This window comes from Mitsuokella sp. AF21-1AC (assembly GCF_003458855.1).
In the GTDB taxonomy this organism is placed as follows: domain Bacteria; phylum Bacillota; class Negativicutes; order Selenomonadales; family Selenomonadaceae; genus Mitsuokella.
Map to the genome: position 1 here is coordinate 39,456 of NZ_QRVW01000002.1, position 16,623 is coordinate 56,078.

At 60.6% G+C, this 16,623-nt stretch carries 13 protein-coding genes; all 13 read right to left on the reverse strand.

Annotated elements, in window-relative coordinates:
* Window positions 1-11: 11 nt before the first annotated feature.
* The 13 genes from DWX75_RS01070 to ndk all read right to left on the reverse strand — a co-directional run bounded on the left by DWX75_RS01070 (window position 12) and on the right by ndk (window position 16,610).
* Window positions 12-344, reverse strand: coding sequence for a ribosomal L7Ae/L30e/S12e/Gadd45 family protein (locus tag DWX75_RS01070; protein WP_233519419.1), 333 nt, complete (start codon window positions 342-344; stop codon window positions 12-14).
* 2 nt (window positions 345-346) lie between these two features.
* A complete protein-coding gene (rnpM, locus tag DWX75_RS01075) occupies window positions 347-625 on the reverse strand; it encodes an RNase P modulator RnpM (RefSeq protein WP_118014085.1) in 279 nt (92 codons plus the stop codon).
* Window positions 622-1,761: a transcription termination factor NusA gene (gene nusA, locus DWX75_RS01080; protein WP_118014087.1), complete on the reverse strand. Its 1,140-nt coding sequence runs from the start codon at window positions 1,759-1,761 to the stop codon at window positions 622-624. Before nusA ends, rnpM begins: the two co-directional genes overlap by 4 nt.
* 44 nt (window positions 1,762-1,805) lie before the next feature.
* Window positions 1,806-2,258, reverse strand: a complete 453-nt coding sequence (gene rimP / locus DWX75_RS01085; RefSeq protein WP_118014089.1) for a ribosome maturation factor RimP — start codon at window positions 2,256-2,258, stop codon at window positions 1,806-1,808.
* A 195-nt stretch (window positions 2,259-2,453) separates the two neighbouring features.
* The gene (locus DWX75_RS01090; protein ID WP_118014091.1) at window positions 2,454-6,317 is read right to left on the reverse strand and encodes a PolC-type DNA polymerase III; all 3,864 of its coding nucleotides are present in this window, start codon (window positions 6,315-6,317) and stop codon (window positions 2,454-2,456) included.
* Window positions 6,318-6,422: 105 nt separating this feature from the next.
* Window positions 6,423-7,019 carry a lytic transglycosylase domain-containing protein gene (locus DWX75_RS01095; RefSeq protein ID WP_118014093.1) on the reverse strand — a complete coding sequence of 199 codons (597 nt, stop codon included), beginning with the start codon at window positions 7,017-7,019 and terminating at the stop codon, window positions 6,423-6,425.
* Window positions 7,009-7,617: a dephospho-CoA kinase gene (gene coaE / locus DWX75_RS01100; RefSeq protein WP_118014095.1), complete on the reverse strand. Its 609-nt coding sequence runs from the start codon at window positions 7,615-7,617 to the stop codon at window positions 7,009-7,011. The genes DWX75_RS01095 and coaE overlap by 11 nt, the downstream gene beginning before the upstream one ends.
* Window positions 7,614-8,450 (reverse strand): bifunctional DNA-formamidopyrimidine glycosylase/DNA-(apurinic or apyrimidinic site) lyase, encoded by an 837-nt coding sequence (gene mutM, locus DWX75_RS01105; protein WP_118014097.1) that lies wholly within the window; start codon window positions 8,448-8,450, stop codon window positions 7,614-7,616. The genes coaE and mutM overlap by 4 nt, the downstream gene beginning before the upstream one ends.
* Before the next feature lie 739 nt (window positions 8,451-9,189).
* On the reverse strand, window positions 9,190-11,835 hold the full coding sequence (gene polA, locus DWX75_RS01110) for a DNA polymerase I (RefSeq protein WP_118014099.1): 2,646 nt from the start codon (window positions 11,833-11,835) through the stop codon (window positions 9,190-9,192).
* A gap of 137 nt (window positions 11,836-11,972) precedes the next feature.
* Entirely contained in the window at window positions 11,973-13,193 is a 1,221-nt protein-coding gene (locus tag DWX75_RS01115; RefSeq protein WP_118014101.1) for a L,D-transpeptidase, read from the reverse strand.
* Between the two features lie 163 nt (window positions 13,194-13,356).
* Window positions 13,357-15,429 carry an elongation factor G gene (fusA, locus tag DWX75_RS01120; protein ID WP_118014103.1) on the reverse strand — a complete coding sequence of 691 codons (2,073 nt, stop codon included), beginning with the start codon at window positions 15,427-15,429 and terminating at the stop codon, window positions 13,357-13,359.
* 186 nt (window positions 15,430-15,615) lie between these two features.
* Complete coding sequence (locus tag DWX75_RS01125) at window positions 15,616-16,134, reverse strand: cob(I)yrinic acid a,c-diamide adenosyltransferase (protein WP_118014105.1); 519 nt, start codon at window positions 16,132-16,134, stop codon at window positions 15,616-15,618.
* A 38-nt stretch (window positions 16,135-16,172) separates the two neighbouring features.
* Window positions 16,173-16,610 (reverse strand): nucleoside-diphosphate kinase, encoded by a 438-nt coding sequence (gene ndk / locus DWX75_RS01130; protein WP_118014107.1) that lies wholly within the window; start codon window positions 16,608-16,610, stop codon window positions 16,173-16,175.
* Window positions 16,611-16,623: the final 13 nt, after the last annotated feature.

The following is a 16,623-nucleotide window of genomic DNA, read 5'->3' on the forward strand; positions in this document are numbered from 1 at the left end:
TCCACCCCCGATTATTGTTTCATGATTCCTCCATCAGCGACCAGCGTGCCCAGTTTCTTCGCAAAGCCTTCATCGAGAAGGGCTGCGACGGCACGATACGCTTTGCCGAGGCACCCGCCGAGTTCTTCCCTCGTGAGTACCTCCTGATACGGAATCGCATATCGATCTGCAAGGATCTGATAATTTCGTTTTGTTTCTTCTGACGCATCCGCCGCCACGAGCAGCAGGCAGGCCTTGTGCTCCTTGACGGCCTTTTCGGTGGCAAACGCGCCGGAGACGATGCGTCCGGCCCGCTGCGCCATGCTCAAAAGGTTCGTGATGCGCTGTGTCTTATCCATCGCCATGGTCATTCCTCGCTCGCATGCGCCTGGAGTTCGCGCTCCAGGAGCTCGTAAACGGCGGCATCGACCGGCGATTTGAAGGAACGCTCGAGACCGTGGCTCTTCTTCGCCTTGGCCAGGCATTCCGGATTGTTGCAGATATAGGCCCCGCGTCCCGGCTTCTTGCCCGTGAAATCCACGGAGAATTCGCCTTCGGGGCTGCGCACGATGCGCACAAGCTCCTTCTTGGGACGGCTCGTCTGGCAGCCGAGGCACATCCGCTGCGGGATCTTCTTCACTTTCATGGCTCAACCTCTGCCGTGAAGGACTCCTCGCCTGTGACCTCGACCTCATTCATGTTCTCGTCGAGCACTTCGTCAGCGGCCTGGGATTCGCTCTTGATGTCGATCTTCCAGCCCGTGAGCTTGGCAGCAAGGCGCGCGTTCTGACCTTCCTTGCCGATGGCCAGCGACAGCTGGTAGTCGGGGACCACGACGCGGGAGACTTTCTCCGCCTCATTGACGGCCACGGAAACGACCTTGGCCGGGCTCAGCGCATTGGCGATGAACTTGGCGGGATCGGCGTTCCACTTGACGATATCGATCTTCTCGCTGCCGAGCTCATCGACGATGCCCTGCACGCGCATGCCGCGATGGCCGACGCACGAACCGACCGGATCAACCGACGGTTCAGCGGAGTAAACGGCGATTTTCGATCGGTTGCCCGGCTCGCGCGCCACGGATTTGATCTCGACGATGCCCTCGTGGATCTCCGGCACCTCGAGTTCGAAGAGGCGCTTGAGAAGGCCCGGATGCGTGCGCGATACGACGATCTGCGGGCCCTTGTTCGTCTTCTTGACCTCGACGACATACGCCTTGATGCGGTCGCCGTAGTTGTACGTCTCGCCCGGGATCTGCTCGGCCGGCGTCAGCACGGCTTCCGTCTTGCCGAGGTCAATGTAGACGTTGTGATTCTCAACACGCTGCACGAGGCCTGTCAGGATGTCGCCCTCGCGGCTCATGAACTCCTCGTAGATGATGCCGCGCTCGGCCTCGCGGATGCGCTGCACGACGACCTGCTTGGCCGTCTGCGCGGCGATGCGGCCGAAATTTGCCGGCGTCACCTCGATCTCGATGACGTCGCCGACCTCATAGTCCGGCTTGATCGTGCGGGCCTGAGCGAGCGAAATCTCCGTGATCTCATCCTCGGGATCCTCGACCACCGTCTTGATCGCATAGACATGGTAATGACCCGTCTCGCGGGAAAGGGTGACGCGGACATTCTGCGCTGAGCCGAAATTGCGCTTGTACGCGGAGATCAGCGCGGCCTCGATGGCCTCGAACAGGACCTCTTCCTCGATGCCCTTCTCCTTGCCGAGCTCCCGCAGCGTCGTCAGGAATTCCTGACCATTGTCTTTTACCTTCGTCGTCTTTCTTGCCAAAATACATATCCTCCCAATAAAAGGGGGCCTGGCCCCCAGTATGATCAAAAATCAATGTGCAGGCGCACCTGTGCAGCATCCTTGAGCGGCAGCTTTTCCGTGCCGTCGAGCTCGAGGTTCTCCCCGTCGAAGCCCGTCAGGACGCCCGTGAGGCTCTTCTTGCCATCGCGCGGTGCGAACAGCGTGATGTCGACGGCCTTGCCCTCTTCACGCACGAAGTCGCGCGGCTTGCGCAGCACGCGGTCGATACCCGGGGATGAAACCTCCAGGATATAGCTGTCGGCAATGACATTGCGCTTGTCCAGTTCGGCCTCGAGCTTTTCGCTGAGGTCCTGGCAATCCTCGATATCGATGCCGCCCGGCTTGTCAATGTATACGCGCAGGTACCAGTCGTGCTCCTTGACGTATTCCACGTCGACCAGTTCAATCACGTCCTGGCCGGCCAGGAGGTCCTGCACGATTGCCTCCACAGCATCTTCAATCTGTTGTTTTGCCATAACATCCACCCCCAAGTGATTCGCTTGTTCTTTCCCGTGTGCCAGCCCTTCTTGCATCAGCACATAAGATTAAAGAGTGGGCTCACAGCCCACTCTCTACTAAACACACTTAAATTAATTAACCATTTCATGATAGCATAAAACAAAAGTCTTGTAAATGCTTCCTTAAAAGTATTTTCATCTTCCCGTGCCGGTTCAGACAAAGAGGGCGATCTGGTCGCTCTCGCTCATGCCGTCGAGGCAGCCGTGCTGGCGCAGGATCTCGATGTTGGTCTTTGAGATACCCGAACGGCGGCGCAGGTCCTCGATGGAGGTAAACATGCCGTCCTTGCGCGCCTCGACGATGCTCTGAGCCGCCTTTGTGCCCATGCCCGACAGCGAGGCGAGCGGCGGCAGCAGGGAATTCTCAAGGATGATGAATTTCTCGGCATCCGAGCGGTAGAGGTCGACGTACTCGCAGCCAAAACCGCGCAGGTAGAGCTCCCAGGCCAGCTGCAGGACGATGAGCGTCGCATTCTGCTTCGCGTCAAGCTTCTTCTCTTTGGCAATCGCCTCGAGCTCGGCGATCTGCTGACCGACGTAATCCTTGCCGCGCGCCACGACGTTGGCGTCGAATTCGGCGGCACGGATTGAGAAATACGCGGCGTAATACGCGAGCGGGTAATGCACCTTGCAGAAGGCGATGCGGTAGGCCATCATGACGTAGGCCGTCGCATGCGCGCGCGGGAAGAGGTATTTGATCTTCTGGCACGACTCGATGAACCACTCGGGGATGCCGCCCTTGCGCAGGGTCTCGACAACATCCGACGCGATACCCTTGCCCTTGCGGACCTTCTCCATCGTCTTGAAGGAGAGCAGCGGGTCGATGCCGTTGTGAATGAGGTACATCATGATGTCATCGCGCGCTGAGATGGCGTTCTTGATCGTGCACTGGCCGCTCCTTATGAGGTCCTGCGCGTTGCCGAGCCAGACGTCCGTGCCGTGCGAGAAGCCTGATATGCGCACGAGGTCCGAGAACACATCGGGCTGCGTATCGTCGATCATCTGGCGCGTGAACGGCGTGCGGAACTCGGGGATGCCGAACGTGCCGCTCGTCGCGCCGAGCTCCTCTGGCGTGACGCCGAGGGCATCGGTGGAATTGAAGATGGACATCGTGGCCTTGTCGTCAAACGGGATCGTCTTCGGGTCGCGGTGCGTGAGGTCCTCGAGCATCTTGATGACCGTCGGGTCATCGTGTCCGAGGATATCGAGCTTGACGAGGCGGCTGCTGATCGAATGGTAATCGAAATGCGTCGTGATCGTGCCGCAGTTCATGTCGTTGGCCGGATGCTGGATCGGCGTAAAGAAATGCACGTCCATGTTGCGCGGCACGACCATGATGCCGGCAGGATGCTGGCCCGTCGTCGATTTGACGCCCATGCAGCCGTGCGCGAGCTTGTCAATGTAGGAAAGATGCTTCTTGACACCCTTCTCCTCGAAGAATTTCTTGACGTAGCCAAACGCCGTCTTGTCGGCGACGGTCTGGATGGAGCCCGCACGGTAGACGTTGTCCTTGCCGAAGAGCACTTCGGTGTACTTGTGCGCGACAGGCTGGTACGTGCCCGAGAAGTTCAGGTCGATATCCGGGACCTTGTCGCCGTCGAAGCCCAGGAAGACGGCAAACGGGATGTCGTGGCCGTCCTTGACGAGCGGCGTGCCGCAGACCGGGCAGACCTTGTCGGGAAGGTCGTAGCCGCAGCCATAAGAGCCGTCCGTGATGAACTTGCTGTACTGGCAGTGCGGGCAGCGCCAGTGCGGCGGCAGCGGGTTGACCTCGGTGATGCCCGTCATCGTCGCGATGAAGGACGAGCCGACGGAACCACGTGAACCGACGAGATAGCCGTCGTCATTCGACTTCTTGACGAGGCGCTGCGCGATGAGATAAAGCACGGAGAAACCGTGCCCGATGATGGGCTTGAGCTCCTGCTGCAGGCGGTCCTCGACGATCTTCGGCAGATTCTCGCCGTAGAGTTCGCGAGCTTTCTTGTACGACATCGAGCGGATCTCCTCATCGGCGCCCGGAATCTGCGGCGAATAGAGGTCGTCCGGAATCGGCTTGAAGCGCTCGATCTGCTCGGCGATTCTGCGCGGATTCGTGACGACGGCCTCGTAGGCGGCCTCCTCGCCGAGATACGAAAACTCCGCGAGCATCTCCTCCGTCGTGCGCAAATAGAGCGGCGGCTGCAGCTCAGCATCGTCAAAGCCCTTGCCCTTCATGAGAATGGCACGGTAAATCTTATCTTCGGGATTGAGAAAATGCACATCGCAGGTCGCGACGAGCGGTTTGCCGAGCTTTTTCGCGAGCTCGGCGATTTTGAGGTTAATCCGGATGAGGTCATCATCCGTCCGGATGTCGGGGTACTTGTCGCTGCGCTTGAGGAAGTCGTTGTTGTGGATGGGCTGGATCTCGAGGTAATCGTAGAAATCCGCAATCTTCAGGAGTTCTTCGTCCGTCTGGCGTTCCTCGATGGCGCGGATGAGCTCGCCGGCCTCGCAGGCCGAGCCGATGAGCAGGCCGTCGCGGTACTCCTCGATGATACGCTTCGGCAGGCGCGGCTGGCGGTGGAAGTACTTGAGGTGGGCAAGCGATACCATCTGGTAGAGATTGCGCAGGCCATTCGGATTCTTCGCGAGGAAGATGATGTGGTTTGCGCGCTTCTGCTCGTAGTCCTCCTGCACGAGGTAGCCCTCCATGCCGTAGATGACCTTGATGTCCGTCTTGCAGTCCTTGAGGGCCTTGGCGGCATCCGGGAACGCCTGCACGACGCCGTGGTCCGTGACGGCCACAGCCGGCCAGCCCCAGCGGTCTGCCGTCTTGATGAGGTCCTTGACCGAGACGACGGCGTCCATGCTGCTCATCGTTGTATGCGCGTGCAGCTCGACGCGCTTGACCTCGGCATGGTCCTCGCGCAGCTTGGCCTCCTTCTTCGCCAGGCTGTCCACGAAGAGCACGTACTCATTCATGTACGTATCGAAGCGGACGGAGCCGCGCACGCGCACGCTCATGCCCTCCTTGAGCTGGCCCATGATGGCATCGTAATCCTCGGGCTCGGCGTTCCGGCCGCGCTTCGTCTTGAAGAATTTCTTGCAGGCGATGCCGTTCGTATCGTCGGCAAGGCAGAACGTCAAGAGCTTCGTGCCCGTCTTGAACTCGATGGTCTTGAGTCCGGAGCCCGGGCCCTCGCCGATCGTGCCCTCGAGGATGACGTTCTTCATCTCGCCCTCGAGCTCGTCGATCTTCCGGACCTCGCCCATGACGCCGCGGCCAAAGACCAGGCTGCCCGCACTCTGGATGATGACAGGCCCACGCGCGTCCTTGCGGTGCGATTTTGCCGCAGCCTTCTTCGCGGCAGGCGCGGTCTTCTTCGCAGCCGGTGCAGCCGTTGCGGTCTGCGGTGCAGACGTTGCGGAAGCGGCCTCTTTTCCCTGTGCACTGTGCGCGCGCTCCTTGCGCACGGCCTCGCGGTATTCCCGCGTGTTGAAGCAATCGTCCACCTCGAGATTCTGCAGGACTTCCTCGCTCGCGTTGCATTCGATGCGGCAGCGGTAGCCGAGCATGCGCTCGACAATCTGCCCCATGACATGCGTCACGGCATGGGCGCGCATGATCTCGCCGCCGAGTTCGCCCGGCACATCGATGAGGATGTGACTGCCGTCCACCGTGTACTTCGAGCGCTTCAGGAGCTCGTAAACCGTCGGATTGCCCTCCGCCGTCTCATAGACGAGCTTCGGCCATATCTTGCTGACGGCATCCTCCACATTGACGACATCCTGATAGAAGATGACCTTTTTCAGCTGACACTTCTTCTCAATCTGACGTGCCGCCTCCTGCAGGAGGTCATCGGCAATCAGCAGCTGCGACGTCAGCGCGATCTCCCAGGTGCTCGTATGCGGCGAAACCTCCACGTGACGGATGGTGCAGGCCTTCAAGAGCTCCTTCTGCTCATCCGTGAGCCGCATGCCCTGAATGAGCTGCCAGAACATGTTGTCCTGACTGGGCACAATCCGATACTTCTGCATGAAATCTGCCATCCTTTCGAGTCATTTTACACTGTCTATCATTATATGGCATTTTGCCGAAAATAGAAAGAAGAAGACGAGCGGATATTCCGTCGTCTTCGGTGATTAAGGGTAGAGTTCCTGATATTTTCTTTCGTTCATGAGGACGCGCTTGACATATTCGCGCGTCTCCTGATAGGGAATCGCATCGATGTCCGAGAAATCCTTCGGCCAGCCGTATGCTGAGATCCACTCCTGCACATTGCCGCGTCCCGCGTTGTAGGCTGCTAGCGCGAGGATGTCGTTGCCGCCAAACTCCTGCTGCAGCGAATGCAGGTACCAGATGCCGTAGCGGATGTTGCGCTCGGGATCATGCAGGGCATCCGTGGAATATGAGGGATCGTCGAGCTGTCCGGCAATCCACGAGGCCGTATCCGGCATGAGCTGCATGAGGCCGATGGCCCCCCGGTGCGAATGAACCTCATTCTGGAATTTGCTCTCCGTCTTGATGACGGCTGCCGCGAGATGCGGGTCCACCTGGTAGCGCGCCGCATACGTATCAACCAGACTGCGATACGGGAACGGATAGAGGTAATTGCGCTGGAACGGCTCTGAGAAAAAGGCGATGCAGGCGGCAAAGACCAGGGCCAGCACGAGGCCGCCTCCCCAGAAGGCAAAGCGGCGGTGCCGGTGTCCCGCCTCCTGCTCTTGTTCAAGTGGCATCAATTCGGTCCCTCCATAGGCGGCATAAGGCCGCTCTTAAATCTTCTTCCGTGCCGCTGTTGTCGATGACGACCGTCGCACGACGCCGCTTCTCGTCAAGCGGCATCTGCGCGGCGATGCGTGCCTCGGCCTCCTCCCGGCTGTAACCGTTGCGCGCCACGAGCCGCTGCACTTGGATCTCGTGCGGCAGAGCGAGGAGCCACGTCTCATCGGCGAGCCTGTCCCAGCCCGCTTCAAAAAGCAGCGGCACATCGAGCAGTACTGCGGGCGGCCGGGACGCTCTGGCCCGCTCCAGGCGATCCCTAACGGCCCGCAGGATGACGGGATGCGTAAAGGCATCGAGCCAGCGGCGTTCTGCGGGGTCCGCCGTATCGGCAAAGACCAGGCGCCCGATGGCCGGCCGGTCAAGGCTGCCGTCTGCCTGCAGCACGCGCGGCCCGAAATGGCGCACGAAGCCCTCGTAGAGAGCTCCTCCCGGCTGCTGCAGCTCATGCGTGATGGCGTCGGCATCGATGTGAGCGGCCCCGAGCTCCCTGAGAATGGCCGCCGCCGTACTCTTGCCGCAGGCGATGCCGCCCGTCAGACCGATGATCTTCATGACTTCGCCTCCAGCTGGCAGTGCGGGCAGAAATGCGTGCCGCGGCCGCCCACCACGATCTTCTCGACGGGGGTGCCGCAGCGCCGGCATGGCTGCCCTTCCCGGTTGTAAACCCAAAGATGTTCCTGATGATGTCCATGGCCGCCTGCGCCATTGCGGTAATCGCGAAACGTCGTGCCGCCGTCGGCAATGCCGTCGCGCAGGACCGCCTCCACGGCTTCCTTCAAGCGCTGCCATTCCGCACCGGTGAGCGAAGAAGCACGGCGCAGCGGGTGCAGCCCGGCCACGAAGAGCGCCTCATCGGCATAGATATTGCCGAGCCCTGCCACGCGCTTCTGATCAAGCAGGAAGGTCTTCACGGGCATCGCGGTCCGCTTGGCGCGCCCTGACAAGGCCCCGGCCGTAAAAGGCGGCGTCAAAGGCTCCGGCCCGAGCGTCACGAGCCCCTTCGCCTCAGCAAGCTCATGCGGATAAAGCGCATAGAGCCGCCCGAACGTCCGCGTGTCACGGAACACCAAAGCATGGCCGGAGGACAGGGAAAAGATGACGCGCGTATGCGCGTCGGGCACGAAATTCCCCGGCTCATAGACGAGACTGCCCGTCATGCGCAGATGAACGACCAGCGTCAAATCCGCCGGCAATTCAAGGAGCAAATACTTGCCGCGCCTCAGGACGCGAAGGATCTCTGCCCCCTGCAGGCGTGCGGCAAACTCCTGCGCCGCAGGATACGCGATCTGCCGTGGCAGCAGCACCTGCGTCTTTGCGATGCACTGCCCGGCCAGCACACGGTCGAGGTACGTCCGTATCGTTTCCACCTCCGGCAGTTCCGGCATACCGTTCACTCCTCTCGTCCACCTCATAAATTACGTATCTATTATACAAAGTTGGCACACATCCCGCAACGCCTTTCCGCGGAAATGTACCAATCTTGTCCAAGGACCTCTTCCGTCCCTTCGGGCCACCTTCTCCGGGGATGCCCCCGGCATCCCGCGCTTCGCGCCCGTGCGCAGGGAAGGCTGCAAATTTTGCTACATTGGTTGTTAGCCCGAGCGGAGGGATGTATTCCGCCTGGAGGCGCGCAGCGACTGCCCGCAGGGCTGGGGCCCAACACATCCATATCTTCGCACCGGATGTCAGAACGCCGCGGCAGGCGGCGAAGCTCCTTTGCTGTTCGCAGCATGTTGGGTCACATTCAGCTGTGCGCTGAAGCCGGAATACATTCCGCAGCACTTTGGTCATACACAAAACCTTCATTCATGGACCTCTTCCGGCCCTTCGGGCCACCTTCTCCAGGGATGCCCCCGGCATCCCGCGCTTCGCGCCCGTGCGCGGGGAAGGCTGCGCATTTTGCTACGTTCTCTGTTAGCCCGAGCGGAGGGATTTTTTCCTTGCCAGCTTCCTGACGAACATGCGTCGTTCAAGCAGCGCGCGTTTCACATGTTCGTCGGGCTTTGTTGAAAAGGAAAAAATCCCTTTAGCCAGCCGACTTCGCGCAGCGTTGCTCCCTCGTCCCCGCCTTTCACATTCAGCTGCGCACTGAAGCCGGAATACATTTCGCAGCGCCTTCTGCGCTCATTTTGCCGCGGCCCAGTCCTTGCCCCAGTGTACATCGACCAGGAGCGGCACACGGAGCTCTGCCACATGCTCCATCGTCTCGTGCAGGATTGCCTCCACCTCGGCGCGCTCCTGCTCCGTCACCTCGAGCACCAGCTCATCGTGAACCTGCAGCAGGATACGGCTCTTGAGCCCTGCCTCGCGCAGCCGGCGGTACGCGGCGATCATCGCGAGCTTGATGATGTCGGCCGCACTGCCCTGGATCGGCGAATTCATCGCCATGCGCTCCGCGAGCATCCGTTGATTGAAATTGCGGCTCTTGATGGCCGGCAGATCGCGGCGGCGGCCGAACATCGTCGTCACATACCCCTTGGCGTGCGCATCCGCCACCATCTGATCCATGAAGCGGCGCACACCCGGATAGCGCTCAAAGTAACGCGTAATATACGCGCCCGCCTCCTTGCGCGGAATATGCAGATCGCGCGCAAGGCCGTAATCGCTGATGCCGTAGACAATGCCGAAATTAACGGCCTTGGCCCGGCGGCGGAACTCCGGCGTCACCTCATCGAGCGGCAGCCCGAAAACTTCCGCAGCCGTGCGTGCATGGATATCCTGATTGCGGCAGAACGCATCGATGAGATTCTCATCCCCCGACATGTGCGCGAGCAGCCGCAATTCAATCTGCGAATAATCGGCCGACAACAGGCAATCATAGCCCGGGCCCGGCTCGAACAGCGCGCGGATCGTGCGTCCCTCCTCCGTGCGCACGGGGATGTTCTGCAGATTCGGATCGGAGCTTGAGAGGCGGCCCGTCGCCGTCACCGTCTGATTGAAGCTCGTGTGGACGCGGCCCGTATCCTCATGGATGAGCTCCCCGATGCCGTCGAGATACGTCGACTTGAGCTTGCTCCAGAGGCGGTACGACAGCACCTCATCGACGACGGGATGCTCGCCGCGCAGCTCAGCCAGCACCTCCGCATTCGTCGAATAGCCCGTCTTCGTCTTCTTGATGGCCGGCAGCCCGAGCTCTTCAAACAGCACGACACCGAGCTGCTTCGGTGAATTGAGATTGAATTCCAGTCCCGTCGTATGGTAAATCTCCTGCTGGATGACGGCGAGCTTCTCGCCGACCTCCGCCGTCTTTGCGGCGAGATGGCTGCGGTTGACGAAAACGCCGTTCTGCTCCATGGCAGCGAGCACCTCAACGAGCGGCAGCTCAATCTCCTCGAGCAAGGACCGCATGCCCTCCTCCTCAAGGCGCGCCCAAATCACGGGATAGAGCCGCAAAAGCGCTGCGGCCTCCCAAACCGCCTGCTCGCGCGCATCGGCAAAGGAGGCAGGCACGGCGACGCCCGGCAGGTATTTCTGCACGAGCTCCGGCAGTGCATACTGCGAGCGCTCGGGATCGAGAAGATACGCCGCCAGCTCAGCATCCGCGAAATGGTTCCCGGCCGCGAGGCCCGCATGGTAATAGCGCTTGAGCCCCAGCAGGCAGACGGGCTGCTTTGCCCGCTCCAGCCGCCGGGAGAGCTCTTGGAAGGCCGCAGCATCCGCCGGCACGAAGCCCTGGCCGCCTTCCGGCGACGCTATGGCAAGCCCCGTCAGCGTTTCAAACGGGGCCTTGCCTGCAAAGATGCCCGAGACGGCAAGATACGAAGCGCCGGTGAGCTTTTCTTCCACGTCCTCTTTAGACCACTCGTCAGCCGCAAGCGCAATGGGCTCGCCTGAGGAGGGAACCGCAGGTGAAGAAGCGCCCTCAGCCTTGCCGTAAAGCCGCTCTACATTCGTCCAGACGGCCTTTAAGTTGTGGCTGTCGCAGAATGCGCGCAGCTTGGCAAGATCCGGCTGCATCCGGCACTGCTCGGGCTCGAATGTGAGCTCCGGCACATGAAGCTCAATAGTCGCGAGCTCCTTGGAAAGTCTCGCCTGTTCGCCGTACGTCAGCAGGCGCTCCTTGAGCTTCTTGCCCGAGACTTCCTCTGCATGCGCGAGCACGCCCTCGAGCGAGCCGTAGGCCAGCAGCAGCTTCGTGGCCGTCTTCGGGCCGACGCCCGGGATGCCCGGGATGTTGTCCGACGTATCGCCCATGAGGCCCTTGAGGTCAATGAGCCCGAGCGGCGCAAAGCCGTATTCCTCGGTAAAGGCCGCTTCATCGTACTCCTTGAGCTCCGAGATGCCCTTCTTCGTGAGCATCACGCGCAGATTCGGCCGCACGAGCTGCAGGGCGTCGCGGTCCCCCGTGATGACCATGACGTCGTAATCCTTCTCCGCCGCCTGCACCGCCAGCGTGCCGATGATGTCATCGGCCTCATAGCGGTCCTTCTCGAGGAACGGGATGCCCATGCCCGCGGCAAACTCGCGCAGCAGCGGGAACTGCGACAAGAGTTCCTCGGGCGTCTTGTCGCGCGTGCCCTTGTAATCGGCAAACCGTTCCGTGCGGAATGTCTGGCGGCTCTTGTCGAATGCGAGCACCATGAGGTCGGGCTGCAAGTCGGCAATGAGCTTTGTCAGCATGTTGGAAAAGCCGAAGATGGCATTCGTCGGCTGGCCCGCCGCATCGCTCAAGGGCGGCAGGGCGTAAAACGCGCGGAAAATCAGGCTGCTGCCGTCGAGCACCACAAAGCGCTCCTTTTTTGCCTGCTGCTTATCCTGCACCTGCTCCATATGGTCACACCGTTCCTTCCTGTCCATTGACTTGTTCTGTCTGTTCCATTCGCTTCATGCCGTTGATATGACACAAATCTCCCGGCCCGTCTTGACATGCGCCAGGCCGGAACCGGGAGAAAAGAATGCGTCTCTTTTTACTTTGCCTGAGTCTTGTCTACGGCCGTCTTGGCAGCCGTCTCAGCCTTTGCCTCGGCCTTGGTCTCAGCAGCCTTGACCGTGCTCTCAGCCTTCGTCTCAGCAGCGGCAGCCGTGTCCTTCACAGCCGTCTCCGTCTTGGCGGCAGACTGGTTCTTCAGGACGTACTGGCCATTCTTGTCGAGGCCGCCATCGAGGTGATAGAGCGTGCCGATATCATCGGAATTGCAGTAAAGCGTATCCTTCTTCTGATAGCCGACGGCCTGGCCGTACGTGCTCAGAAAGACCTTCTCCTCCGGCTTCCAGCCGAGCGAGACTTTCACGGCCTGTGCGAGCTCAACGGCCGGCAGGTAGACGATATCGTCCTGTACGACGGCCTTGCCCTTGAGCTTCGTGCCGTTGACGAACAGCGGATAGACCTTGGCGACGTAATTCGGGTTGCCGTCGGAAGCGGCGACCTTCTGCTCGACATCGGCATCGTTGACGAAATCAGCCACACCGTAGCCAGCGAGCCATTTCTCGACGTCCGAGGCCGTGACATTCTGCCAGCCGTAGCCGTCCGGATAGACGTAGTAAGCGACCTGGTTGTCCGGCGTTTTCTCGACGACAATGCGGTTATACGTGATCTCAACGGGCGTGCCGACTTCGACCATGTCGAAGACCTTCTCGACGTCTTCCTCATGCATGCGGATGCAGCCGTTCGATACATAGTGGCCAACGGAATCCGGATGGTTCGTGCCGTGGATGCCGTAGTTGCCGCCGATGCCGATCCAGCGGTAGCCGAGCGGATTGTTCGGACCCGACGGGATGGAGTTGGCCGGATCGCCCGGGTCCGTCCAGGTCGGGTTGACTTCCTTGTTGATGACCTTGTAGTAGCCCGTCGGCGTCGGCGTCGACGTCTTGCCCGGGCCAATCGGATAGAGCGCTACCTTCTTGTTGTCGCGGACAGCGGCCAGCGAGCGGGCGGCAAGGTTGATGACGAGCTTGTCGGCAAGCTCGACCTTCTGCGGCGCCTCAGCCGCAGCCGTCTTCGCCGCAGCCGGCACCGCGGCGGCCGTCGTCGTGGCAGCCTTCGGAGCCTCGGGCAGCGGAGCACCCGGCTGATTGTAGAGCGTAACCGTTTTATCGGACTGCTCCTCTGCGGCAAACGTCGTCGCGGCAGCACCCGTGATCAGGGCAGCGCTGAGCATGCCCGCACAAATCTTTTTCCATGTAACCATTTTGTCAGTCTCTTTTCTATTAAGATTTTATGGCAAACGCGCCATACTTTCTACATACTACCATCATCCCTCTTTTTTTGCAACCTCCCGTACGCGACGGCAGCGCACAAAACGCCCGCAGCACGTGACCATGACCGTGCTGCGGGCGTTGATATTCTCTGACTTATTCTTTGGCACGCTGCTGACTCTCGGCGATGATGGCCGCTGCGTCCTTCTCGGGCACGGCCTCGTAATGCGAGAACGTCAGCTCATAGCGGCCGCGCCCCTGCGTCAGCGAGCGCAGGTCCGTCGCGAAGCGGTAGAGCTCGGCCTCGGGGATCTGGGCCTTGACCTCGCCCATATCCTTGCCGCGGCTGTCGATGCCCTGGATGCGGGCGCGCTTGCTGTTGAGCTTGCCCATGATGTCGCCCATGTAGTATTCCGGCGCGACAATCGTGATGATGTCGATGGGCTCGAGCAGGATGGGGTCGGCCTCCATGATGCCCTTGCGGATGGCGATGGCCGTCGCCGTCTTGAACGCCGCCTCTGACGAATCGACCGGATGGTAGGAACCGTCGTAGAGATTGACCTTGACGTCGACGACGGGATAGCCCGCGAGCACGCCTGCGGCCAGCGTCTCCGCCGTGCCCTTCTCGACAGCCGGGATGTACTGGCGCGGCACGCTGCCGCCAAAGATCGTCTCGGTGAATTCATTGCCACTGCCAGCCGTGAGCGGACTGATCTCGAGCCAGACATCGCCGTACTGGCCGTGGCCGCCGCTCTGTTTCTTGTGCTTGCCCTGGACCTTGACGCTCTTGCGGATTGTCTCGCGGTACGCGACGCGCGGCTTCTTGAGATGCAGCTCCACGCCGAACTTTCTCTGGAGTTTGTCGGCGAGGATCTCGAGGTGCACCTCGCCGATGCCTTTCAGAAGCGTTTCGCCCGTCGCCGGGTTCTTGCGCAGCGAGATCGTCGGGTCCTCATCCTGCTGCTTGGCAAGTGCTGCGAAGACCTTGTCCTCGTCGCCCTTCTTCTTCGCCGTCACGGCCATCTCGAGCATCGGCTCGGGGTAAGGAACAGCCTCGTAGAGGATGGCGTCCTGTGCGTCGCAGAGTGTATCACCCGTCCTGACGGACTGCAGCTTCGTCGTGCCGACGATGTCACCGGCCTCGGCCTGCGCAAGATTCTCCTGCCGCTTGCCCTGCATCGTGAAGATCGTGCCGACGCGCTCCATGTTGTCGCGGTTCGGATGATAATACGACGCATCGCCGCGCATCGTGCCCGAAAGAATGCGCAGCAGGCTCAGGCGCCCGACGAAGGGATCGACGAATGTCTTGAAGACCTGTGCCGAGAACGCATCCTCCGTATGGCGTTCCTTGAGGTCGCCGCCCTTCGGGTCCGTGCCGATTGCCACCTTGAAGTACGGCGTCGGCATATACTCGACAATGCCGTTCATGAGCTTCTTGACGCCGATATTGGCCTTGGCCGCGCCGCAGAAGACCGGGAAGATTTTGCCGGCCTGGATGCCCTCGATGAGGGCCGCCGTAACCTCGACCTCCGTGATTTCCTTGCCTTCGATGTACTTCTCGAGCAATTCGTTGTTGAATTCCGCGACGGACTCGATGAGCTGCTGGCGCGCGGCCTCGACATCCGCCTCAATGTACTCGGGGATGTCGGCGATGAGGTCCTCATCGTCGTGCGTGACGATCTTCATGTGCAGGGCCAGCAGGTCGACGACGCCCTGAAAGGCCGCTTCCTGGCCGATGGGCAGCTGGACCGGCACGACGCCGCTGCCGAAGCGCACGCGCAGTTCCTCGACGACCTGCTGGAAATCGGCGTGCTCGCGGTCCATCTTGTTGATGAAGAACGCGCGCGGCAGCTCCTCGTCGGCGGCGTACTGCCAGACCTTTTCCGTCTCGACCTCGATGCCGGACGGCGCCGAGATCACGATGAGTGCGCTGTCAGCGGCGCGCAGAGCACCCTTGACATCGCCCACAAAGTCGGGATACCCCGGCGTATCGATGAAATTCAGTTTATAGTCACGCCATTCGCAGGCGGCCAGCTTCATATTGATGGTCATGCCGCGCTTCGTCTCTTCCGGCTCATGATCGAGCAGACTCGTCTTGTCCTCGACACTGCCGAGGCGCTTGGCTGCGCCGACATTAAAGAGGCAGGCATCGAGCAGGCTCGTCTTGCCCGTCTTGCCATGACCGATCACCGCGACATTGCGTAAGTTCGTGCTCTTGTATGATTTCATCGACAATCCCTCCTGTATCATAAAATCCCCTCGGATTCGTAGTTTATATATTCTTTATTCTCTGAATACAGGTAGAATCCTGCAAGAAACCACAAAAAATCCCGCAGCCAGTCGTTTTATCCGGCTGGCTGCGGGATTTTTCAGTGACAGGTACGGCACTGCCGGCGTGCGGTCAGGCCGCGCCCCTCATTCGTCATCGCTGTCCGCGTAGACATCTTCCTCGAGGCGCATGAGCAGGAAGCAGTAGTCCGACACGCGGTTGAGGAAGAGGCGGTCGCTCTCGGCCACTGGCTCCTCTTTGGCGAGCCGGCAGCTGCAGCGCTCGGCGCGGCGCGCAATCGTGCGCGCATGGTCGAGCATCGCGCCGCCTTGCGTATCGCCCGGCACGATGAATGCGGTCATCTCAGGCAGGTCCTCCTCGATGGCTGCCATATCGTCTTCCATCGCCCGGACCTCCTCCATCGTGATGCGCGGCTCTCTGCCGAGGCTCGCGTAATCGGCCATGAGGCGGCTCAGCGTCTTCTGGAGTTCGTGGATGCGCTCGCGCACCTCGTCCTTCGTGACGAACGCGCGGGCCATGGCCAGCACCGAATCGAGCTCATCGATGGTGCCGTACGTCTCGACGCGCAGGCAGCCCTTCTCGACGCGCTCGCCCGTGAACAGGCTCGTCTGCCCCTTGTCGCCGGTCTTCGTTGTAATCGACATTTGCATACTCCCTTTCAAAAAAGAGTGAAACACTTGCCTCAGTCCATGATCTCATACGTGCCATCGTAAATCTCGCATTCGCTGAAGAAGATTGAAATCTCGCGCTTCGCGCTCGCCGGACTGTCCGAGGCATGCACGGCGTTGCGGCGGCCCGAAGCAGCAAACTGCTTGCGGATCGTGCCCTCGGCGGCCTCCGCCGGATTCGTCTTGCCGTTGATCTCGCGCACGCGCGCAATCGCGTTCTCGCCCTCAAGCACCATCGCAATGAGCGGGCCCGACGTCATAAAGCCCACGAGGTCCTTGTAATACGGGCGGCCGATATGCTCGGCATAGTGGATGGACGCGAGGCGCTCATCCATCTTGAGGAGCTTCATCGCCACAATGCGGAAGCCTTCCTGCTCGTAGCGCTTGATGATATCACCGCTGTAATGTTTGTCAAAGGCATCTGGTTTAATGAGTACAAGTGTTTTTTCCATGAATCGATATCCC